18 protein-coding genes are annotated in these 20,476 nt (G+C 41.6%); all 18 read left to right on the plus strand.

Annotation, left to right across the window (positions count from 1 at the left end):
* Positions 1-132: 132 nt before the first annotated feature.
* Positions 133-4,455, plus strand: coding sequence for a PolC-type DNA polymerase III (locus tag JNUCC41_RS17175; protein ID WP_192204053.1), 4,323 nt, complete (start codon positions 133-135; stop codon positions 4,453-4,455).
* Between the two features lie 193 nt (positions 4,456-4,648).
* Entirely contained in the window at positions 4,649-5,122 is a 474-nt protein-coding gene (rimP, locus tag JNUCC41_RS17180) for a ribosome maturation factor RimP (RefSeq protein WP_192204054.1), read from the plus strand.
* 43 nt (positions 5,123-5,165) lie between these two features.
* Positions 5,166-6,296: a transcription termination factor NusA gene (gene nusA / locus JNUCC41_RS17185; protein WP_076366463.1), complete on the plus strand. Its 1,131-nt coding sequence runs from the start codon at positions 5,166-5,168 to the stop codon at positions 6,294-6,296.
* A 15-nt stretch (positions 6,297-6,311) separates the two neighbouring features.
* Positions 6,312-6,587: an RNase P modulator RnpM gene (rnpM, locus tag JNUCC41_RS17190; RefSeq protein ID WP_061462443.1), complete on the plus strand. Its 276-nt coding sequence runs from the start codon at positions 6,312-6,314 to the stop codon at positions 6,585-6,587.
* Positions 6,588-6,591: 4 nt separating this feature from the next.
* Positions 6,592-6,897, plus strand: a complete 306-nt coding sequence (locus JNUCC41_RS17195; RefSeq protein ID WP_061144653.1) for a YlxQ family RNA-binding protein — start codon at positions 6,592-6,594, stop codon at positions 6,895-6,897.
* Between the two features lie 19 nt (positions 6,898-6,916).
* On the plus strand, positions 6,917-9,073 hold the full coding sequence (gene infB / locus JNUCC41_RS17200; RefSeq protein WP_192204055.1) for a translation initiation factor IF-2: 2,157 nt from the start codon (positions 6,917-6,919) through the stop codon (positions 9,071-9,073).
* Positions 9,070-9,351, plus strand: a complete 282-nt coding sequence (locus JNUCC41_RS17205; RefSeq protein WP_192204056.1) for a DUF503 domain-containing protein — start codon at positions 9,070-9,072, stop codon at positions 9,349-9,351. Before infB ends, JNUCC41_RS17205 begins: the two co-directional genes overlap by 4 nt.
* A 17-nt stretch (positions 9,352-9,368) precedes the next feature.
* Entirely contained in the window at positions 9,369-9,737 is a 369-nt protein-coding gene (gene rbfA, locus JNUCC41_RS17210; protein ID WP_034313607.1) for a 30S ribosome-binding factor RbfA, read from the plus strand.
* 153 nt (positions 9,738-9,890) lie between these two features.
* Complete coding sequence (truB, locus tag JNUCC41_RS17215; RefSeq protein WP_192204057.1) at positions 9,891-10,811, plus strand: tRNA pseudouridine(55) synthase TruB; 921 nt, start codon at positions 9,891-9,893, stop codon at positions 10,809-10,811.
* Between the two features lie 33 nt (positions 10,812-10,844).
* Positions 10,845-11,795: a bifunctional riboflavin kinase/FAD synthetase gene (gene ribF, locus JNUCC41_RS17220; RefSeq protein ID WP_192204058.1), complete on the plus strand. Its 951-nt coding sequence runs from the start codon at positions 10,845-10,847 to the stop codon at positions 11,793-11,795.
* A 135-nt stretch (positions 11,796-11,930) separates the two neighbouring features.
* A complete protein-coding gene (rpsO, locus tag JNUCC41_RS17225) occupies positions 11,931-12,200 on the plus strand; it encodes a 30S ribosomal protein S15 (protein ID WP_053345367.1) in 270 nt (89 codons plus the stop codon).
* A gap of 319 nt (positions 12,201-12,519) precedes the next feature.
* On the plus strand, positions 12,520-14,637 hold the full coding sequence (pnp, locus tag JNUCC41_RS17230) for a polyribonucleotide nucleotidyltransferase (RefSeq protein ID WP_192204059.1): 2,118 nt from the start codon (positions 12,520-12,522) through the stop codon (positions 14,635-14,637).
* Between the two features lie 156 nt (positions 14,638-14,793).
* Complete coding sequence (locus tag JNUCC41_RS17235; RefSeq protein WP_192204060.1) at positions 14,794-15,753, plus strand: polysaccharide deacetylase family protein; 960 nt, start codon at positions 14,794-14,796, stop codon at positions 15,751-15,753.
* Between the two features lie 46 nt (positions 15,754-15,799).
* Positions 15,800-17,026, plus strand: coding sequence for a M16 family metallopeptidase (locus tag JNUCC41_RS17240; RefSeq protein ID WP_192204061.1), 1,227 nt, complete (start codon positions 15,800-15,802; stop codon positions 17,024-17,026).
* 162 nt (positions 17,027-17,188) lie between these two features.
* Complete coding sequence (locus tag JNUCC41_RS17245) at positions 17,189-17,458, plus strand: YlmC/YmxH family sporulation protein (protein WP_192204062.1); 270 nt, start codon at positions 17,189-17,191, stop codon at positions 17,456-17,458.
* 227 nt (positions 17,459-17,685) lie between these two features.
* Positions 17,686-18,588 (plus strand): dipicolinic acid synthetase subunit A, encoded by a 903-nt coding sequence (gene dpaA, locus JNUCC41_RS17250; RefSeq protein ID WP_192204063.1) that lies wholly within the window; start codon positions 17,686-17,688, stop codon positions 18,586-18,588.
* Positions 18,585-19,187, plus strand: a complete 603-nt coding sequence (locus JNUCC41_RS17255) for a dipicolinate synthase subunit B (protein ID WP_192204064.1) — start codon at positions 18,585-18,587, stop codon at positions 19,185-19,187. Before dpaA ends, JNUCC41_RS17255 begins: the two co-directional genes overlap by 4 nt.
* Positions 19,188-19,400: 213 nt before the next feature.
* Positions 19,401-20,456 carry an aspartate-semialdehyde dehydrogenase gene (gene asd / locus JNUCC41_RS17260; protein WP_192204065.1) on the plus strand — a complete coding sequence of 352 codons (1,056 nt, stop codon included), beginning with the start codon at positions 19,401-19,403 and terminating at the stop codon, positions 20,454-20,456.
* The last annotated feature ends 20 nt before the right edge of the window (positions 20,457-20,476 follow it).

The following is a 20,476-nucleotide window of genomic DNA, read 5'->3' on the forward strand; positions in this document are numbered from 1 at the left end:
TCAATTGGATGATGCCTTTCCTTTTCATGGATTTGGATACTAGTGAAACATTCATGATATGTTATAATAGCCTCTGGTATCAAAAGAAAATGATTGTGAAAAATAAGAGATAGTAGATAGGGGAGAGAGGGAATGGATCAAAATCCAAATAGCGGTAGAGAGAGATTTCAACTCTTGCTCCAGCAAATGGGCTTGACTGAGGATGCCTTTGTGAATTATTTCATAGGTGCCGAAATTGATAAACTCTCAATCGAGAGGGAGTCCAAAACATGGCATTTTGCCTTTAATATACCTGCATTAATTCCTTGCAGTGTTCATACAAGACTTGCTACTCATCTGGCAAGTACGTTTTCCCATATTGCAAAGGTCACATTCAACTTGAATGTGGCCAATCCGCAAGTGACGGAACAATTGGTGAAGGAGTATTGGAAAAACTGCATTGGCGAGCTTGAAGGCATGTCACCTGCACTGTTATCACTTCTAAATGAACAAGTTCCAACGGTAAATGGATATAAGCTTATCGTTAGCGCCCGGAATGATACGGAGGCTGGACAGTTGAAGCGAAAATACTCCGGCATCATTTCGAATATCTATCAAACATTCGGTTTTCCTCCGTTGACACTTGAAGCGGAAGTGAAGGAAACGGTTTCGAATCCTGATTACCAAAAGTTCTTAGAAGAGAAACAAAAGGAAGACGCAGAAAAGGGACTTGCTGCCCTAGTGGAAATGCAGAAAAAAGAATCGGAAAAAGGCGGGGACGATGCCGTCTACGATGGACCGGTTAAAATTGGCTATACGATTAAAGAAGATGCGGATTTCCGCAGAATCGAACAAATTATTGATGAAGAGCGCAGGATTGCTATCGAAGGCTTCGTATTTGATGCAGAAGTGCGTGAGTTACGCAGCGGACGAAGCCTGTTGACTTTTAAAGTCACAGATTATACGAGCTCGATATTGGTCAAAATGTTTTCGCGTGATAAAGAAGATGCTGCCATACTTGCCCGTGTGAAAAAAGGGATGTGGGTACGTGCCCAAGGCAGCATCCAAAATGATACATTCGTACGTGACCTAGTTATGATCGCAAATGATATAAATGAAATTTCTAAACAAGGACGGCAGGATAAGGCTCCAGAAGGGGAAAAGCGTGTAGAACTGCATATGCATACCCCAATGAGCCAAATGGATGCAGTGACGCCTACTTCTGCGCTTGTTGCCCAGGCTGCAAAGTGGGGGCATAAGGCTGTGGCCATTACAGATCATGCGGGAGCTCAATCATTCCCTGAAGCTTATAGTGCCGGGAAAAAGAATGGTATCAAAATCCTTTATGGTGTCGAAGTGAATCTTGTAAATGATGGTGTACCCATAGTTTATAATGAGGCGCATATCGCTTTGGCAGATGCCACCTATGTTGTGTTTGACGTAGAGACGACAGGCCTATCAGCCGTATATGATACGATCATTGAATTTGCTGCAGTGAAAATTCGTGATGGTGACATCATTGATCGCTTCGAGTCTTTTGCTAATCCGCATCATCCACTATCCAATACAACGATAGAATTGACTGGAATCACTGATGATCTTGTAGAAAATGCTCCGGAAGTCTCGGAAGTACTAGAAAAGTTCAAGGAATGGGCGGGCGATGCGATTCTGGTTGCCCACAACGCAGCCTTCGATATGGGATTTTTGAATATAGGCTATAAAAACTTGGGTTATCCTAAAGCTTCCAATCCTGTTCTTGATACATTGGAACTTGCCCGTTTCTTATATCCGGAGTTTAAAAATCACCGGTTAAATACATTATGTAAAAAGTTCGATATTGATTTGACCCAGCATCATAGGGCCATTTATGACGCCGAAGCTACAGGTTACCTTATGCTGAAGATGCTAAAGGATGCAATGGAAAAGGAGATTACCCATCATGATCAACTTAATGACAATATGGGTAAAGGAAACGCTTATCAGCGTTCCCGGCCGTCTCATTGTACGCTGATTGCGCAAACACAGGCTGGCTTAAAAAACCTTTTCAAATTAATTTCAATATCACACATAGATTATTTCTATCGTGTGCCCCGGCTACCACGCTCACAACTTAAAAAGTATCGTGAAGGAATCTTGGTCGGATCGGGATGCGATAAAGGGGAAGTTTTTGAAGGGATGATGCAGAAGGGTTTTGAGGAAGTCGTCGATATCGCCGAATTCTACGATTATCTTGAAATCCATCCGAAGGAAGTGTATAAGCATTTGATTGAGCTTGAATATGTACGGGATGATAAATCATTGGAAACGATCATCTCCAATATCGTCAAGCTTGGTGAAAAATTGGATAAGCCAGTCGTAGCCACGGGAAATGTGCATTATTTAGATCCGAATGATAAAATTTACCGTAAAATCCTTGTGAATTCACAAGGTGGCGCAAATCCGCTGAATCGTCATAAGCTTCCTGACGTACATTTTCGGACGACAGATGAAATGCTGCGGGAATTCTCCTTCCTCGGTTCTGAAAAAGCCAAAGAGGTCGTGGTAACCAACACGAATAAAATCGCTGATATGATTGAAGAAATCAAGCCGATCAAGGATGAGTTATACACACCTAAAATTGAAGGTGCAGAAGAAGAGATGCGTCAAATGAGTTATGGAATGGCAAGGAAGATTTATGGAGAGAACCTGCCGGAAATCGTGGAAGCCCGTCTTGAGAAAGAATTGAAAAGCATCATTGGCCACGGTTTTGCCGTTATTTATTTAATTTCCCACAAACTTGTTAAAAAATCCTTGAATGATGGTTATCTAGTTGGTTCAAGGGGATCGGTTGGGTCATCTTTCGTTGCCACCATGACTGAAATTACAGAGGTGAATCCGCTTCCGCCGCATTATGTATGTCCGGAGTGCAAGAAATCCGAATTCTTCAATGACGGTTCTGTAGGTTCCGGGTTTGACCTGCCTGATAAAGACTGTCCCGATTGTGGCATTGCTTATACAAAAGACGGGCATGATATCCCGTTTGAAACCTTCCTTGGATTTAAAGGGGATAAGGTTCCGGATATTGACTTGAACTTCTCCGGTGAGTATCAGCCGAAGGCCCATAACTATACGAAGGTCTTATTCGGTGAAGAATATGTATATCGTGCCGGAACGATTGGTACGGTCGCTGAAAAAACGGCTTATGGATATGTAAAAGGGTATTCCTCTGATAATAACATCCACATGCGTGGAGCCGAGACTGATCGCCTTGTTGCCGGTTGTACTGGTGTGAAAAGGACGACTGGACAGCACCCGGGGGGAATTATCGTTGTTCCTGATAATATGGATATCTATGATTTCACACCAATTCAGTTCCCTGCGGATGACAGGAATTCTGAGTGGAAAACAACTCACTTTGATTTCCATTCCATTCACGATAATATTTTGAAACTTGATATACTTGGTCACGATGATCCGACTGTAATCCGGATGCTTCAAGATTTAAGTGGCATCGATCCAAAGACCGTCCCTACCGATGATCCAGAAGTAATGAAAATATTCAGCAGTACTGAATCTTTAGGAGTTACCGAAGAAAAGATCATGTGTAAAACGGGTACGCTTGGCATACCGGAATTTGGTACGCGCTTTGTCCGGCAGATGCTTGAAGATACGAAACCTACGACATTTTCCGAGCTTGTTCAGATTTCGGGGCTTTCCCACGGTACGGATGTATGGCTGAGTAATGCACAGGAATTGATCCACAACCGCATATGTACACTAAGTGAGGTTATAGGCTGCCGGGATGATATTATGGTCTATCTGATATACCAAGGCCTAGATCCTTCACTAGCGTTTAAAATCATGGAATCTGTTCGTAAAGGGAAAGGGCTCTCGGAGGAATTCGAAGAGGAAATGAGGAAAAATGAGGTGCCAGAATGGTATATCGATTCATGTAAAAAGATTAAATACATGTTCCCGAAAGCCCATGCTGCAGCTTACGTCTTAATGGCTGTTCGGATTGCCTATTTTAAAGTGCATCTGCCTTTATTGTATTATGCAGCCTATTTCACAGTACGTGCCGATGATTTTGAAATCGACGCCATGACACGGGGATCGCAAGCGATCAAATCAAAAATGGAAGAAATTATGGTAAAGGGATTGGATGCATCCACAAAGGAAAAGAATACATTGACGGTTCTTGAACTTGCTTTGGAAATGTGTGAACGCGGATATTCATTCGCTAAAGTGGACTTGTACAAATCCAGTGCAGATCAATTCTTGATTGAAGGAAATACTTTGATACCGCCTTTCAATTCGATACCTGGTCTTGGAACGAATGCGGCGATCAATATCGTCAACGCACGGGAAAATGGTGAATTCCTTTCCAAAGAAGACCTTCAACAACGGGGGAAGGTTTCGAAGACCATCCTTGAATACCTTGATAAACAAGGTTGTCTGGAGTCATTGCCTGAACAAAATCAGTTATCTTTATTTTAAAGAGGAAACTGATTCCAAAAAGGAAGAAACAGACATGATATTTGCATAAATATCTTGATTATGGTATATTTTTATTGGAAATACTAAGAGGAACCAATGGCAAGAGTGGGGAAACCCACTCTTTCGTGTTGTATTGACCATTTAATTTTGAATCCGAAACCAAGCGCATACAACGCACGTATGGAGGAAACAAATGAGTAAAAAGGTAACGGAAGTCGTAGAGGAATTAGCACTACCAATTCTTGAAGAATTGCAGCTTGAATTAGTCGAAGTGGAGTATGTGAAGGAAGGTAAAAGCTGGTTCCTTCGAGTGTACATTGATAAAGAAACAGGCGTAGATATTGATGATTGCGGAAATGTGAGTGAAAAACTCAGTGAAAAGCTTGATGAGGTTGATCCGATTCCACAAAATTATTTTCTCGAAGTTTCATCACCCGGAGCTGAAAGGCCTCTGAAAAAAGAGAAGGATTTCCTTAATGCTATCGGTAAAAATGTTTACATAAAAACATATGAGCCCATTTTAGATGAAAAAGAATTCGAAGGAATCTTAACCAGTTTCGATGGTGAAGAAGTGACAATCGAAGTCAGAATCAAAACAAGAAAGAAAACAATCGTCATACCATTCGAAAAGGTAGCCAAAGCGAGATTGGCGATTACCTTCTCTTAAGTCAAGCAAATCATTAATTTAAATATCCGTAAGGGGGATCACCATGGGCAATGAGTTATTGGATGCTCTCTATATTTTAGAAAACGAAAAAGGAATTTCCAGGGAGGTTTTGATCGACGCGATTGAATCTGCCCTTATATCGGCATATCGCCGTAACTTTAACCAAGCGCAAAATGTACGTATCGACTTGAATCTTGGTAAAGGAACTATGCGTGTATTTGCCAGAAAAGACGTTGTTGACGAAGTGTTTGATTCGCGTCTGGAAATTTCTGTTGAAGAAGCAAGAGCAATTGATCCCAACTATCAGTTAGAGGATATTGTCGAAATGGAAGTAACACCAAAGGATTTCGGCCGTATTGCAGCACAAACAGCAAAGCAAGTCGTCACTCAAAGAGTGCGTGAAGCTGAACGGGGCATCATTTATGCCGAATTCATCGATCGTGAAGAGGATATCATGACTGGTATCGTTCAACGCCAGGATTCCCGATTCATTTATGTGAGCCTAGGTAAAATCGAAGCTTTGCTCCCAGTGAATGAACAAATGCCGAATGAACAGTATAAACCTCATGATCGCATTAAAGTTTTCATCACTAAAGTTGAAAAGACTTCAAAGGGCCCGCAAATTTTTGTATCCCGTTCACACCCTGGTCTTTTAAAACGTTTATTCGAAATAGAAGTGCCTGAAATTTTTGATGGAACAGTGGAAATTAAGTCAGTTGCCCGCGAAGCAGGCGACCGTTCAAAAATCTCCGTGCACTCCGATAACGAAGAAGTCGATCCTGTCGGTTCTTGTGTAGGCCAAAAGGGACAGCGTGTTCAGGCGATCGTCAATGAATTGAAAGGTGAAAAGATCGATATCGTTAAATGGTCGGAGAATCCGGTCATTTTCGTTGCGAATGCATTAAGCCCTTCAAAAGTACTTGAAGTTATCGTTAAAGAAGAGGAAAAGGCGACTACTGTAATCGTTCCGGATTATCAACTTTCCCTGGCAATTGGTAAGCGTGGACAAAATGCCCGTTTAGCTGCCAAGCTTACAGGCTGGAAAATTGATATCAAGAGTGAAACGGAAGCCCGCGAAGCTGGTATTTATCCTGTGGAAGAACAGGAATTCCTTTTGAGCAGAGATAGTTATGTTACTGAAGAGGAAACAGATTTCGAAGAGGATAACGAGTAATTCGAGGTGAAAAAGATGAATAGCCGAAAAAAAATCCCGATGCGTAAATGTGTGGCAACAGGTGAAATGAAGCCGAAGAAAGAACTCATTCGCATCGTTCGATCTAAAGAAGGGGAAGTCAGCCTTGATCCGACCGGAAAAAAATCGGGAAGGGGAGCTTATTTGACTCTTGATCGGGATGTTATCGAGCTGGCCAAAAAGAAAAATGTGCTGGCTAATCACCTTAGTACCCAAATCGATTCTTCCCTTTATGAACAATTGCTTGAATTAGTGAATAAGGAGAAAAACTAACAACATGACCCAACAACAACAATGGATGTCTCTATTAGGTTTGGCCAATCGAGCACGCAAGCTAATTTCGGGTGAAGAATTAGTGGTTAAAGAGATTAGAAGCGGTAATGCCAAAGTTGTTATTTTATCCGCGGACGCTTCAAAAAACACTGAAAAAAAAATATCTGATAAGTGCGCATTTTATCAGGTTCCTTTAAAAAGAGTCGAAAGCAGGTCAATGCTCGGCCATGCGATAGGCAAGGATGCTAGAGTTGCCGTCGCAGTTCTGGATGAAGGTTTTGCACAAAAACTCCGAACGCTGCTCGATTAAATTTTACGGGGGTGAACGTATGACAAAATTGCGTGTATATGAATATGCAAAACAAAAGAACGTTTCAAGCAAGGATGTAATAAATAAACTTAAAGAAATGAATATAGAGGTAACAAACCATATGACAGCATTAGACGATTCAACTGTAAATAAATTAAACGATTCAATCAAACCTAAAAACGAAGATAAAAGCCAAGCTGCTGAACCAAAAGCTAACGCTACAGTCGCGAAGTACGAAGCTGAAGCGGATGAAAAGAGCACAGTCAATAAAGAAAAGCTGAAGAAGAAACCACCAGTTAAACCTGTAGGTACGAAAAAACCAACAGGTCAGTTCAACAAGGGCCGCAATAACAAGAATAAAAATAATAAACAAAGACAACAAGCGCCGGCGGCACCTGTTACAAAACGTAAAGAAAGAGAACTTCCAGAGAAAATTACGTTTTATGAGTCTTTGACAGTTATGGAACTTGGAAAAAAACTTCACCGTGAACCTTCTGAAATCATTAAAAAGCTCTTTATGCTTGGTGTTATGGCAACAATCAACCAAACTTTGGATAAAGATGCAATTGAATTGATTTGTGCGGAATACGGTGTATTGGCTGAAGAAGAGATTCGTGTCGACCTAACAGACCTTGAATCACTTGTCACTGAGGACGCTTCTGAAGATTTGATTGAACGTCCGGCTGTCGTGACGATCATGGGACACGTTGACCATGGTAAAACGACATTGCTTGATTCTATACGCCATACAAAAGTTACTGAAGGCGAAGCGGGCGGGATCACTCAGCATATCGGTGCATATCAAGTTAAAGTAAACGATAAGAAAATAACTTTCTTGGATACACCAGGTCATGCCGCGTTTACAACGATGCGTGCCCGCGGTGCACAAGTTACGGATATCACAATCTTGGTCGTAGCAGCGGATGATGGTGTAATGCCTCAAACGATTGAAGCGATTAACCATGCTAAAGCAGCGGAAGTTCCAATTATCGTCGCTGTTAATAAGATGGATAAAGAAGCAGCTAATCCAGACCGCGTCATGCAAGAATTGACAGAGCATGGTTTAGTTTCTGAAGCATGGGGCGGGGATACAATTTTCGTACCAATTTCAGCTAAAAACGGTGAGGGTATCGATAGCTTGCTTGAAATGATTCTGCTTGTTAGTGAAGTGGAGGAGTATAAAGCGAATCCGTCCCGTAAAGCAAATGGAACGGTTATCGAAGCACGTTTGGACAAAGGCCGCGGTTCCGTTGCGACATTGCTTGTTCAAAACGGAACGTTGAAAATCGGTGATCCGATTGTTATCGGTAATACATTCGGACGTGTCCGTGCTATGGTCAACGATCTTGGACGCCGTGTTAAGGATGCAGGTCCTTCAACACCGGTTGAAATCACTGGATTGAACGAAGTGCCACAGGCCGGCGATCGTTTCATCGTCTTTGAAGATGAGAAAACGGCCCGTCAAGTTGGGGAAGTGCGTGCACAGAGACAACTTGCTTCACAACGTAATGAGAAATCCCGTGTAACCCTGGATACATTATTCGAGCAAATGAAAGAAGGGGAAATCAAAGAATTGAACATCATTCTAAAAGCTGATGTTCAAGGTTCTGCGGAAGCAGTGGCCGCTTCCCTGAATAAAATAGAAGTGGAAGGCGCTAAAGTTAAAATCATACACATTGGCGTCGGTGCTATTACAGAGTCTGACATCATCCTTGCTACAGCTTCAAATGCAATCGTCATCGGATTCAACGTCCGTCCTGATGTGAATGCGAAGCGTGCAGCTGAATCAGAAAATGTTGATGTCCGTCTTCACCGCATCATCTATAAAGCAATTGAAGAGATCGAGTCGGCTATGAAAGGGATGCTTGACCCTGAATTCGAAGAAAAAATTATCGGTCAGGCTGAAGTTCGTACGACTTTCAAAGTATCCAAAGTGGGTACGATTGCCGGTTCTTACGTTACAGAAGGAAAAATTACACGTGATAGCGGAATTCGCTTAATTCGTGAAGGTGTCGTCATTTACGAAGGTGAAATTGATGCATTGAAACGTTTTAAAGATGATGTAAAAGAAGTGGCAACGAACTATGAGTGCGGTATTACGATTAAAAATTACAACGACCTTAAAGAAGGCGATGTAATTGAAGCGTATGTAATGGAAGAGATCGAACGTAAATGATCGTTGGCTCTGTCCAATGTGAATGCATCATCCATGACACCCATTCTTTGAAAGAAAAGAGGGCAGTGCTTCAGCGTGTATTGACACGGCTTAAGCAGAAGTTCAATATTTCTGTAGCAGAGACCGATTTTCAGGATTTATGGCAGCGGACAAAGATTACTATCGTAACCGTAACATCCTCAAGGAAGGCTACTGAACGGGAACTTCAAAATGCCCTTAAATTTCTAGATTCTTTTCCGGAACTAGAGCGAACAATAACAGATATAGACTGGCTTTAGGCTATCGAGGTGATATTATGAGCCTTCGTTCAAATCGTGTTGGCGAACAAATGAAAAAAGAGCTGAGTGAAATTATCGGCCGAAAAATTAAAGATCCAAGAATCGGATTTGTAACAGTGACGGATGTCGCGGTTACAGGCGATTTACAACAGGCAACAGTTTATATTTCCGTTTTGGGTGACCAGGAACAAAGGGAGAAAACCCTGCAAGGTCTTGCTAAGGCGAAAGGATTCATGCGTTCAGAAATTGGGCAGAGAATCCGCCTGCGCAAAACCCCTGAGCTGTTTTTTGAATTTGATGAATCGGTCGATTATGGTAATCGCATCGAGTCGTTGATTTCCCAAATCAATTCAGAGGATAAACCGGCTGAAAAAGACGAGGAATAAGCAAGCAGTAAAAGGAGGCCGACTCAATAAGTGCTTTGCACTTCTTGAAGTCGGTCTCTTTTTTTTGAAAAAGGAAAAACACCTTTGGGAATTGGAATTCATTTTGCTTTATGATAATAGTTTAGGGTGTTTTATAAATGATGAGGTGAAAGCGTGAACGGTATTCTTCCATTATGGAAACCCAAGGGATTGACATCCCATGATTGTGTTTTTAAATTAAGAAAGATTTTAAAGACAAAAAAGGTTGGGCACACAGGTACTTTAGATCCTGATGTAACAGGGGTTTTGCCTATTTGTATTGGCAGGGCAACTAAAATAGCCGAATATTTGACAGAAGCCGGTAAAGCGTATGAAGGTGAAGTGACCCTTGGTTTTTCAACGACAACTGAAGACGCAAGCGGTGAAAAAGTGGAAGAGAAAAAGATTGATCAAGTGATTCAGCGTAAACGGATTCTTGAAGTGCTGGAATCATTGACTGGAACAATTGAACAGACGCCGCCAATGTTTTCGGCGGTAAAAGTAAACGGGAAAAAGTTATATGAATATGCCCGTGCAGGGATAGAAGTGGAGAGGCCGACAAGGGAGGTCACCATCCATGAAATTACCCTTCTTGATGATCGTTCTGAATTTAAAGGGGAAACCATTTCTTTTCGTTTTCGCGTCAAATGCAGCAAAGGAACGTATATTCGGACGCTTGCAGTCATGATGGGTGAAGAACTGGGTTTTCCTGCCCATATGTCAGACTTGACGCGTATTGAATCAGCAGGTTTTAAGCAGGAGGACTGTTTTACATTTGCTGAAGTGGAAGAGTTCATGGAAAGTGGACAAACGGATGAATTTCTGTTGCCTTTGGAGCGGGGATTATTTCATTTGCCCAAATTTCAGATTAGTGATAAAGTAGCAAAGAAAGTACTTAACGGTGCGGTATTGGAACAAACAAAGGATGTTGTTGTTGAAAAAGGAAAGCCTTTTGTGATGGTCGATCCAGCAGATAAGGCCATTGCCATTTATCAAATACATCCGACAAAAGTGGGATTAATTAAACCTGTAAAAGTATTGGTACAAGAATTATAGACCGTTTTACCGCCGGAAAGAGGAGATTGAAAGGTGAAAGTGATCGCAATAGAGCATCCTCATCAATTTAATTCGGATGATTTTCCCGAGCTTGTAATGGCGCTTGGATTTTTTGATGGGATACATAAAGGTCATCAGATTGTTATTCAAACCGCCAAGAAAAAAGCCGATGAAATGAATCTTAAATCAGCAGTCATGACATTTGACCCGCATCCTTCTGCAGTACTGGGTAGGAAAACGGAAAATATCCGCTATATCACTCCACTTGAAGATAAGGTGGATATCATAGAGTCGATGGAGATCGATTATTTATTCATTGTCCATTTCAGCAAGGAATTTGCTTCGGTACTGCCGGAGCGGTTCGTTGACGAATACATTGCCGGGCTGAATGTCCGTCACGTAGTTGCAGGCTTTGATTATTCATACGGCCGCTATGGTCAAGGGTCGATGGAGGATTTGCCTGTTTACGCACAGGGAAGGTTTTCGCAGACAGTCGTTGAAAAACAGACACTTGAAGATGAAAAGGTTAGCTCGACGAGAATCAGGGAAACTCTCGGAAATGGCAACTTTTCCGACTTTTATCATTTGGCTGGCCGCCGCTATTTAACGAAAGGTCATGTCGTTCACGGTGAAAAGCGGGGAAGGAAGCTGGGTTTCCCCACCGCTAATATTGAAGTAAGTGACGATTATATCTTCCCTGCTGCAGGCGTATATGCCGTCAGGATCAAAATAAGCGGTAAATGGTATAATGGAGTTTGCAATGTTGGCTACAAGCCTACGTTCCACGAAGAAAAACCTAAGTATCCCACTGTAGAGGTTCATGCATTGGAGTTCTCGGGAGATATTTATGGCAACCAGGTATCGGTGGAATGGCATACAAGACTTCGGAGTGAACAGAAATTTTCCGGACTTGAAGCATTGGTCGCTCAGATTGAAACGGATAAGCAAAATGCAATAGCCTATTTTGCAAGTCTTGAAGCATAAAAGACAAGACTTGCAATTTTAATGAAAAACATGTATTCTATTGTATGTATGAAAATAACCATTGCTTGGCTAGTCGAGACTCCGACGCTGGCTCGGTAATAGGTGATTTTACAGAATTTTAGGAGGAATAATAACATGGCAATTACACAAGTACGCAAAAACGAACTTATCGCTGAGTTCAGAACTCACGATACTGACACTGGATCTCCAGAAGTTCAAATCGCAGTATTAACAGAAGAAATCAACAACTTGAACGGTCACTTACGCACACACAAAAAAGACCACCATTCACGTCGCGGTCTTCTAAAAATGGTAGGTAAACGTCGTAACCTTTTAACTTACCTACGTAACAAAGACGTTACTCGTTACCGTACACTAATTAACAAATTAGGTCTACGTAGATAATTTTTTCAGGAAGGCGGGAAATTTCCCGCTTTTTTGATGTTAATCAAATGATTTGGACGTATTCTACTTAAGGCTGGGCCTTCGTCCTTGGGACTCGGCAGGAGCCGGGTCCTTTTCCATTTATAAATGATCAGGATATACATAATCAAATGAATGAAATTTTTATTCATTTTACTGTTAATGCTTGTTTTTTTCGTGCATAATAGGAATAGTTTGGTTTTAACTCGAGTTTAGTTACTTTCACATATAAATGATTTAATCCAATACAGGTTTAGGTAAACTAAGCCTCTAAGTGAAGATTCAGAGAGGGGTTTAATAAATGGGACAGGAAAAACATACGTATTCATTTGACTGGGCCGGCCGTAATGTAACGGTAGAGATAGGGCAATTAGCCAAACAAGCGAACGGGGCAGTTTTAGTCCGTTATGGAGAAACTGCTGTATTAAGTACTGCAACAGCTTCAAAGGAACCTAGAAATGTCGACTTCTTTCCTTTGACAGTGAACTATGAAGAAAGACTTTATGCAGTCGGTAAAATTCCGGGAGGCTTCATAAAACGTGAAGGACGACCAAGTGAAAGGGCAATTCTTGCAAGCCGCTTAATCGATCGTCCAATCCGTCCGCTTTTCGCAGATGGCTTCAGGAACGATGTTCAGATCATCAGCATGGTCATGAGTGTCGATCAAGATTGCTCTACGGAAATGGCAGCCATGCTAGGTTCTTCCCTTGCACTTTCAGTTTCCGATATTCCGTTCGAAGGTCCAATTGCTGGAGTTGTAGTAGGGAGAATCAACAATGAATTCATTATTAACCCTACTGTTGACCAACTAGCCAAAAGTGACATCAATCTGACGGTTGCCGGCACTAAAGATGCTATCAACATGGTTGAAGCCGGAGCAAATGAAGTACCAGAGGAAACCATGCTTGAAGCAATCATGTTTGGACATGATGAAATCAAGAAGATCATTGCATTCCAAGAGAAAATCGTTGCTGAAATCGGCAAGGAGAAAATGCAGGTCACTTTATATCAAGTGGATGCTGAACTGGAAGCAGAAGTGAAAGGCCTATGTGAAGCAGACTTGAACAAAGCCGTACAAGTTCAGGAAAAACATGCTCGTGAAGACGCCATCAAAGCAGTAAAAGATCGTGTGTTGGTTAATTATGAAGAAGAGACTGATGAAGAAAAATTAAAGCAAATCAAAGAAATCCTGAATAAATTGGTGAAATCCGAAGTCCGCCGTTTAATTACGGAAGAAAAAGTACGTCCGGATGGCCGTAATCCTGACGAAATCAGACCATTATCATCAGAGGTTACTATTCTGCCTCGTACTCATGGTTCCGGATTGTTCACGCGCGGACAAACCCAAGCGCTATCCATCTGTACATTAGGTGCTCTTGGTGATGTGCAAATTCTGGACGGACTTGGTACCGAAGAGTCAAAACGTTTTATGCACCACTATAATTTCCCGCATTTCAGTGTTGGTGAAACTGGCCCTATCCGTGGGGCAGGACGCCGTGAAATCGGTCATGGTGCACTTGGTGAAAGAGCATTGGAGCCTGTGATTCCAAACGATAAAGACTTCCCATATACAATCAGACTTGTTTCTGAAGTCCTTGAATCAAACGGTTCAACATCACAAGCAAGTATCTGTGCAAGCACTTTGGCAATGATGGATGCCGGTGTTCCATTGAAAGCTCCAGTTGCCGGTATTGCTATGGGTCTTGTCAAAACAGGTGAGCACTATACAATCTTAACGGATATTCAAGGTATGGAAGATCATCTGGGGGACATGGACTTTAAAGTCGCAGGGACTTCAAAAGGTGTTACTGCCCTGCAAATGGATATTAAGATCGAGGGTCTTTCGAGAGAGATTCTTGAAGAAGCTTTACTACAAGCCAAACATGGCCGGATGCATATTTTAGAATCAATGATGTCAACAATCAATCAACCGCGTGAGCAGTTGTCCAAATATGCTCCAAAAATCGTTACTATGTCCATAAATCCGGATAAAATCCGTGATGTAATTGGACCGAGCGGAAAACATATCAACAAAATCATTGAAGAAACTGGCGTGAAAATTGACATCGAACAGGATGGAACGGTATTCATATCTTCTACTGATGAACCAATGATTCAAAAGGCGAAGAAAATCATTGAGGATATCGTACGTGAAGTCGTCGTGGGTGAACTATACTTAGGTAAAGTTAAACGTATCGAAAAGTTCGGTGCCTTCGTTGAGATCTTCAATGGTAAAGACGGTTTGGTACATATTTCTGAACTGGCTGAAGAAAGAGTCGGAAAAGTGGAAGATGTCGTTTCACTTGGCGATGAATTATTGGTCAAAGTTACTGAGATCGATAAGCAAGGAAGGGTAAACCTTTCCCGTAAAGCGGTCTTGAAAGAGCAAAAAGAGGCAGCCAATCCTTCTCAATCGTAATGGAAAATGAAAATCCGGCATGCGATTCCTTGTGAATCTGCATGCTTTTTTTGTTTAAAAATATTGGAATATCGATATCGAGATGGCGTTATAAGCATGTCATGTTCTACCTTGTCCGTTTTCTTCATACATTTTGGTATGAAGGGGGCGTAAAAAATGAATAATAAATGGAAGCAGATAGTTGCGATAAGTGCCATTGCAGGTATATCATGGTTATTAGTGCAAAATCCATATACACAAGTTTATTTGACCCAATTAACCAATGATTCAGTTGCTTCAATGAAGCAAGAAGACGAGCTTCTTTTACAAATAAAAGAATCAACAAAAAAATATGAGATTGCACCACAGGATGCACGAATAGATTCTGTTTGGAAAACCGTGCCTGCATATAACGGCCTGAAGGTAAATATTGATGAATCGTATAAAGCCATGAAGAAGGAGGGCGTGTTCGATAAGGATAAGCTGGTATTTGAGCAGGTCCCTGCAAAGATTCATATGGAGGATCTGGATCCGGCTCCGATTTACCGGGCCCACCCCGAAAAGCCAGTGGTTTCATTTTTAATCAATGTGGCCTGGGGGAATGAATACTTACAAGATATGTTGGCCGTGTTAAAAAAGAATAATGTCAAGGCAACTTTTTTCCTTGAAGGGAATTGGACCAAGAAAAATCCTGATTTGGCCAAGATGATTATGGGCGGCGGGCATGAAATTGGAAATCATTCTTATTCACATCCCGATATGAAAAACATATCCGCACAAGCTACACGTGAGGAAATTCGAAAAACGAATGAAGTCATTGAAGCGGTGACAGGTTTGAAAATGAAATGGTTCGCACCACCTAGTGGAAGCTACCGGGATGAAACGGTGAAAATCGCCGATTCTTTCGGTATGGAGACCGCCATGTGGAGTGTGGATACGATCGACTGGCAAAAGCCAAGCCCTGAAGTCCTTCAACAAAGAGTGCTTTCTAAGATACACCCTGGAGCATTTATATTGATGCATCCGACGGAATCTACTGCAAAATCATTGGAGACGTTAATAATTGAAATAAAAAAGAAAGATTTAGATGTTGTTACACTTTCGGAAGCAGTAGATGAAGAGCGATCGAATCCATAAAACATTGGTAACGAAAGCAGCATAGAATGATTGGGAGGAATGTTAGTTGATTAAGAAATACACGTGTCAAAATGGAGTTAGAATTGTATTGGAAAATATTCCGACAGTACGCTCAGCAGCAATTGGCGTATGGATCAAAACAGGTTCAAGAAATGAAACACCAGAATTGAATGGGGTTTCACATTTCCTGGAGCATATGTTCTTCAAAGGGACAACTACGAGAAATGCGCGTGAAATTGCTGAGTCGTTCGATAGTATTGGTGGACAGGTTAATGCATTCACTTCAAAAGAGTATACATGCTACTATGCTAAAGTAATGGATAACCATGCAAGCTATGCGCTTGAAATCCTTGCTGATATGTTCTTTAACTCAACATTTGATGGGGAAGAATTGAAAAAAGAAAAAAATGTCGTCTACGAAGAAATCAAAATGTACGAAGACACACCCGATGATATTGTCCATGACCTTTTAAGCAAGGCGGTATATGAAAACCATCCCCTTGGCTATCCTATACTTGGAACGGAAAATACGCTTGAAACCTTCAATAGTGATACATTAAAAAAATACGTGCATGACATGTACACACCCGATAAAGTAGTAGTGTCCATTGCTGGTAATGTGGATGAAAAATTGATTCAGGAGGTCGAAAACTATTTCGGCTCGTATCAAGGAGGGGAAGACCGTCTTGAATTGGTCAAACCTTCCTTCCATGAAAATAGGATCACCCGTAAAAAAGATACGGAACAAGCCCACTTATGCCTTGGTTACAAAGGGTTGGAAATCGGCAATGATAAAACATACAGCCTGATTACCTTAAATAATATTCTTGGGGGAAGCATGAGTAGCCGCCTATTCCAGGACGTCAGGGAGCAACGCGGCCTTGCTTATTCCGTCTATTCCTATCATTCCAGCTATCAAGATAGCGGAATGGTGACAGTATATGGGGGGACAGGCACAAACCAGCTTGACAGCCTGTATGAAACCATTCAGGAAACATTGGATACTTTAAAAAGGGATGGCATAACGGAAAAGGAATTACGTAATAGTAAAGAGCAACTTAAAGGAAGTTTGATGCTCAGCCTTGAAAGCACGAATAGCCGCATGAGCCGGAACGGAAAAAATGAGCTAATGTTAGGTGAGCACCGTACCCTAGATGATATCATCATCAAGATTGACGAAGTGACAGAGGATACCGTCAATGAATTGGCAAATCAGATCTTTACGGAACATTCCTTGTCATTAGTGAGCCCGCTGGAAAACTGGGACAAATAATGACGATTAAGCCTGTACCTTCCTTTTGTTAAAGGGAGGTCAGGCTTTTTTTCTTTGAATGTGGGAGGGGCCAGTGTTTTGGACAATATTTGGATAAAGGCCTTCTAAGTTTACCTTTTTCGGATATAGATTGAATAGAAGACGAAAAAGGGGGAACCAAATATGAGGTTAAGCGAACTGAGCGGTAAGGAAATAGTCGATGTGAATAGGGCGGAAAGATTAGGAATCCTTGGTCAGACGGATTTGGAAATAGATGAAACTGGACAAATTACCTCGTTGATCATCCCATCTGTCAAATGGTTCGGCCTTTTAAGGAGTGGCAGTGAAATAAGAGTGCCATGGGATCACATAAAAAAAATCGGTGCGGATATGGTCATCATTGATTTTCAAGAAGGACTTTCACTTAAAGACGGAGAGCAAATGGATGGATGAGGATGCTCGCGCCTACTCCTTGGAATTTCACGAAATGCAATCCCGAAAACGCCTTAGCTGGCAATAGCTAAGGCGTTTTTTGATTTCTTATCACCGTTTTTTAACTAAAAACATAAGATGGCAGGGTAACTAGAGAATGTAGCAAAAACCGAATTGCTTCCTGAAGGGATTGTATCGCAGGGCAAGGAATGTTTAGGATCTTTTATATAAAGAAGGTGACGGTTTTAATGCTCACAGGCATGCAAATCGCTGTAATTGGTGGAGATGCGCGTCAGCTTGAAGTTGTCCGTAAACTGACAGAGCTTGATGCAAAGCTATTATTGGTAGGTTTCGAACAGCTCGACCATGCTTTTACCGGAGCGGTTAAGGAAAAAATGGAGGATATAAATTTCAAGGAAATAGATTCAGTTATCCTACCTGTCCGGGGCACCGATTCAGATGGGAAAGTAGAAACGATTTTTTCCAGTGAAGAGGTTGTTTTAACTGAAGAAATGATAAAAGAGACCCCGGCACATTGCACTTTTTATGCAGGAATCAGTAACGATTACCTCGATGGGATATTCAAGAAAGTGGATCGCAAACTTGTACTATTGTTCGAACGTGATGATGTGGCTATTTATAATTCGATTCCAACTGTTGAGGGTACGATCATGATGGCCATTCAACATACGGATTTTACGATCCATGGATCGAATGTAGCCGTTCTCGGACTGGGAAGGGTCGGTATGAGTGTAGCCCGGTCATTCCATGCACTGGGAGCAAAAGTGAAGGTGGGGGCAAGAAAAAGCGAAGATATTGCGAGGATCAGTGAAATGGCATTAGCCCCTTTTCATTTAAATGATCTTGCTGCTGAAATGAAAAATGTTGATATATGTATCAATACGATTCCTTTTCCGATAATTACTGCACAAGTTATAGCTAAAATGCCCGTTCATACATTAATCATCGACCTTGCTTCAAAACCGGGGGGAACGGATTTTCGTTACGCTGAAAAAAGGGGAATTAAGGCGCTGTTGGCACCAAGCCTGCCGGGAATAGTTGCCCCGAAAACAGCTGGTCAGATATTAGCGAATGCACTGGGACTATTGATACAAGGTGAGTTCACGAAAAGGAAGGGGAAAAAGATATGAGTCTCAAAGGTAAACGGATTGGTTTCGGATTAACAGGATCACATTGCACATATGATGAAGTGTTCCCGGAAATAGAAAAACTTGTAGATGAAGGGGCGGAAGTCATTCCAATCGTAACATCGACAGTTCAAAACACGGAAACCCGTTTTGGAAAGGGCGAGGATTGGGTCGAAAGAATAGAAAAATTGACGGGGAATCATGTCGTTGATACAATCGTCAAAGCAGAGCCTTTAGGACCTAAATTGCCACTTGATTGCATGGTGATCGCTCCTTTAACGGGTAACTCAATGAGTAAGATGGCAAATGCTCTTACCGATTCGCCAGTACTTATGGCTGCAAAAGCGACGATGAGAAATCACCGTCCGGTCGTGGTCGCGATTTCAACGAATGATGCACTTGGGTTAAATGGTGTCAATCTAATGAGGCTGATGGCTGCAAAAGATATTTATTTCGTTCCATATGGCCAGGATAATCCCAAAGGCAAACCAAGTTCCATGGTTGCAAGGATGAGCATGATAAGGGATACGATCATAGCTGCACTGGAAAGGGAACAGATTCAACCTGTCATCGTCGAAAGGTTCAAGGATGATTTAGTCTGAACAAGTATTTCTGCCTCCATCCCGCATTCTAACGACTAACATATATGCATAAATTTGCAGGTTGAAGTTATGAAAAACCACTCCACTACCAGAATATTTTGTTAAAGTGCGACCCTTTGGAATGTTAATGTGATAAAATAAATGATATTCTGAACAAGAAGCAGTAAATCCAGTAAATAACTAATTTAAGAGATAGAAAAGGAGTATGGATAAATGACTGAGACACAGGGATTGCGTATTGCAGTTGTGGGAGCAACTGGAGCAGTAGGACAACAAATGATTTCAACACTCGAACAAAGGGACTTACCGATAAAGAAAATCATCTTTTTATCATCGGCTCGTTCCGCTGGAATCAAACTTACGTTTAAGGGCGAGGAAATCGAAGTGCAGGAAGCAAAACCTGAAAGCTTTGAAGGCATAGATATCGCTTTATTCAGTGCTGGAGGAAGCGTGTCTAAGGAATTGGCTCCAGAAGCAGTGAAACGCGGTGCGATAGTAGTGGATAATACGAGCGCATTCCGCATGGATGAAAATGTTCCGCTAGTCGTTCCTGAAGTAAATGAAGAAGACTTGAAACAGCATAATGGGATCATTGCAAACCCGAATTGTTCAACTATCCAAATGGTTGTGGCATTAGAACCGATCCGCGAGACGTACGGCTTATCAAAAATTGTTGTTTCAACCTATCAGGCTGTCTCCGGTGCAGGTGCAGCAGCGATAAATGAATTAAAGGAACAGGCTCGCGACTTGCTTGATGAAAAAGAAATAGATCCGAAGATTTTACCGGTAAAAGGGGACGAAAAGCATTATCAAATCGCATTTAACGTCATTCCCCAAATCGATAAATTCCAAGATAACGGGTACACATTCGAAGAGATGAAAATGATTAATGAAACAAAGAAAATCATGCATATGCAAGACCTTCCAGTGGCTGCAACTTGTGTGAGGCTTCCTGTTGTAACAGGTCATTCGGAATCTGTATACATTGAAGTTGAAAAAGAAGGCATAGCGGCTTCTCAAATCAAGGATTTAATGAAAACGGCACCTGGAATAGTGTTAGAAGATGAACCCGAGCGACAAGTTTACCCTACGCCTGCTTCATCCGTCGGCAAGAATGATGTATTCGTCGGTCGGATTCGCAAAGATTTGGATGAAGATAAAGGCTTCCATTTATGGGTGGTTTCCGATAATCTATTAAAAGGAGCAGCTTGGAATTCAGTTCAAATTGCTGAGAGCCTTTTAAAATTAGGTTTGGTTACCGTTAAGTAATAATTTATTTTTAATAACTA

The sequence above is a fragment of the Brevibacillus sp. JNUCC-41 genome (genome assembly GCF_014844095.1).
GTDB lineage: Bacteria > Bacillota > Bacilli > Bacillales > DSM-1321 > Peribacillus > Peribacillus aracenensis.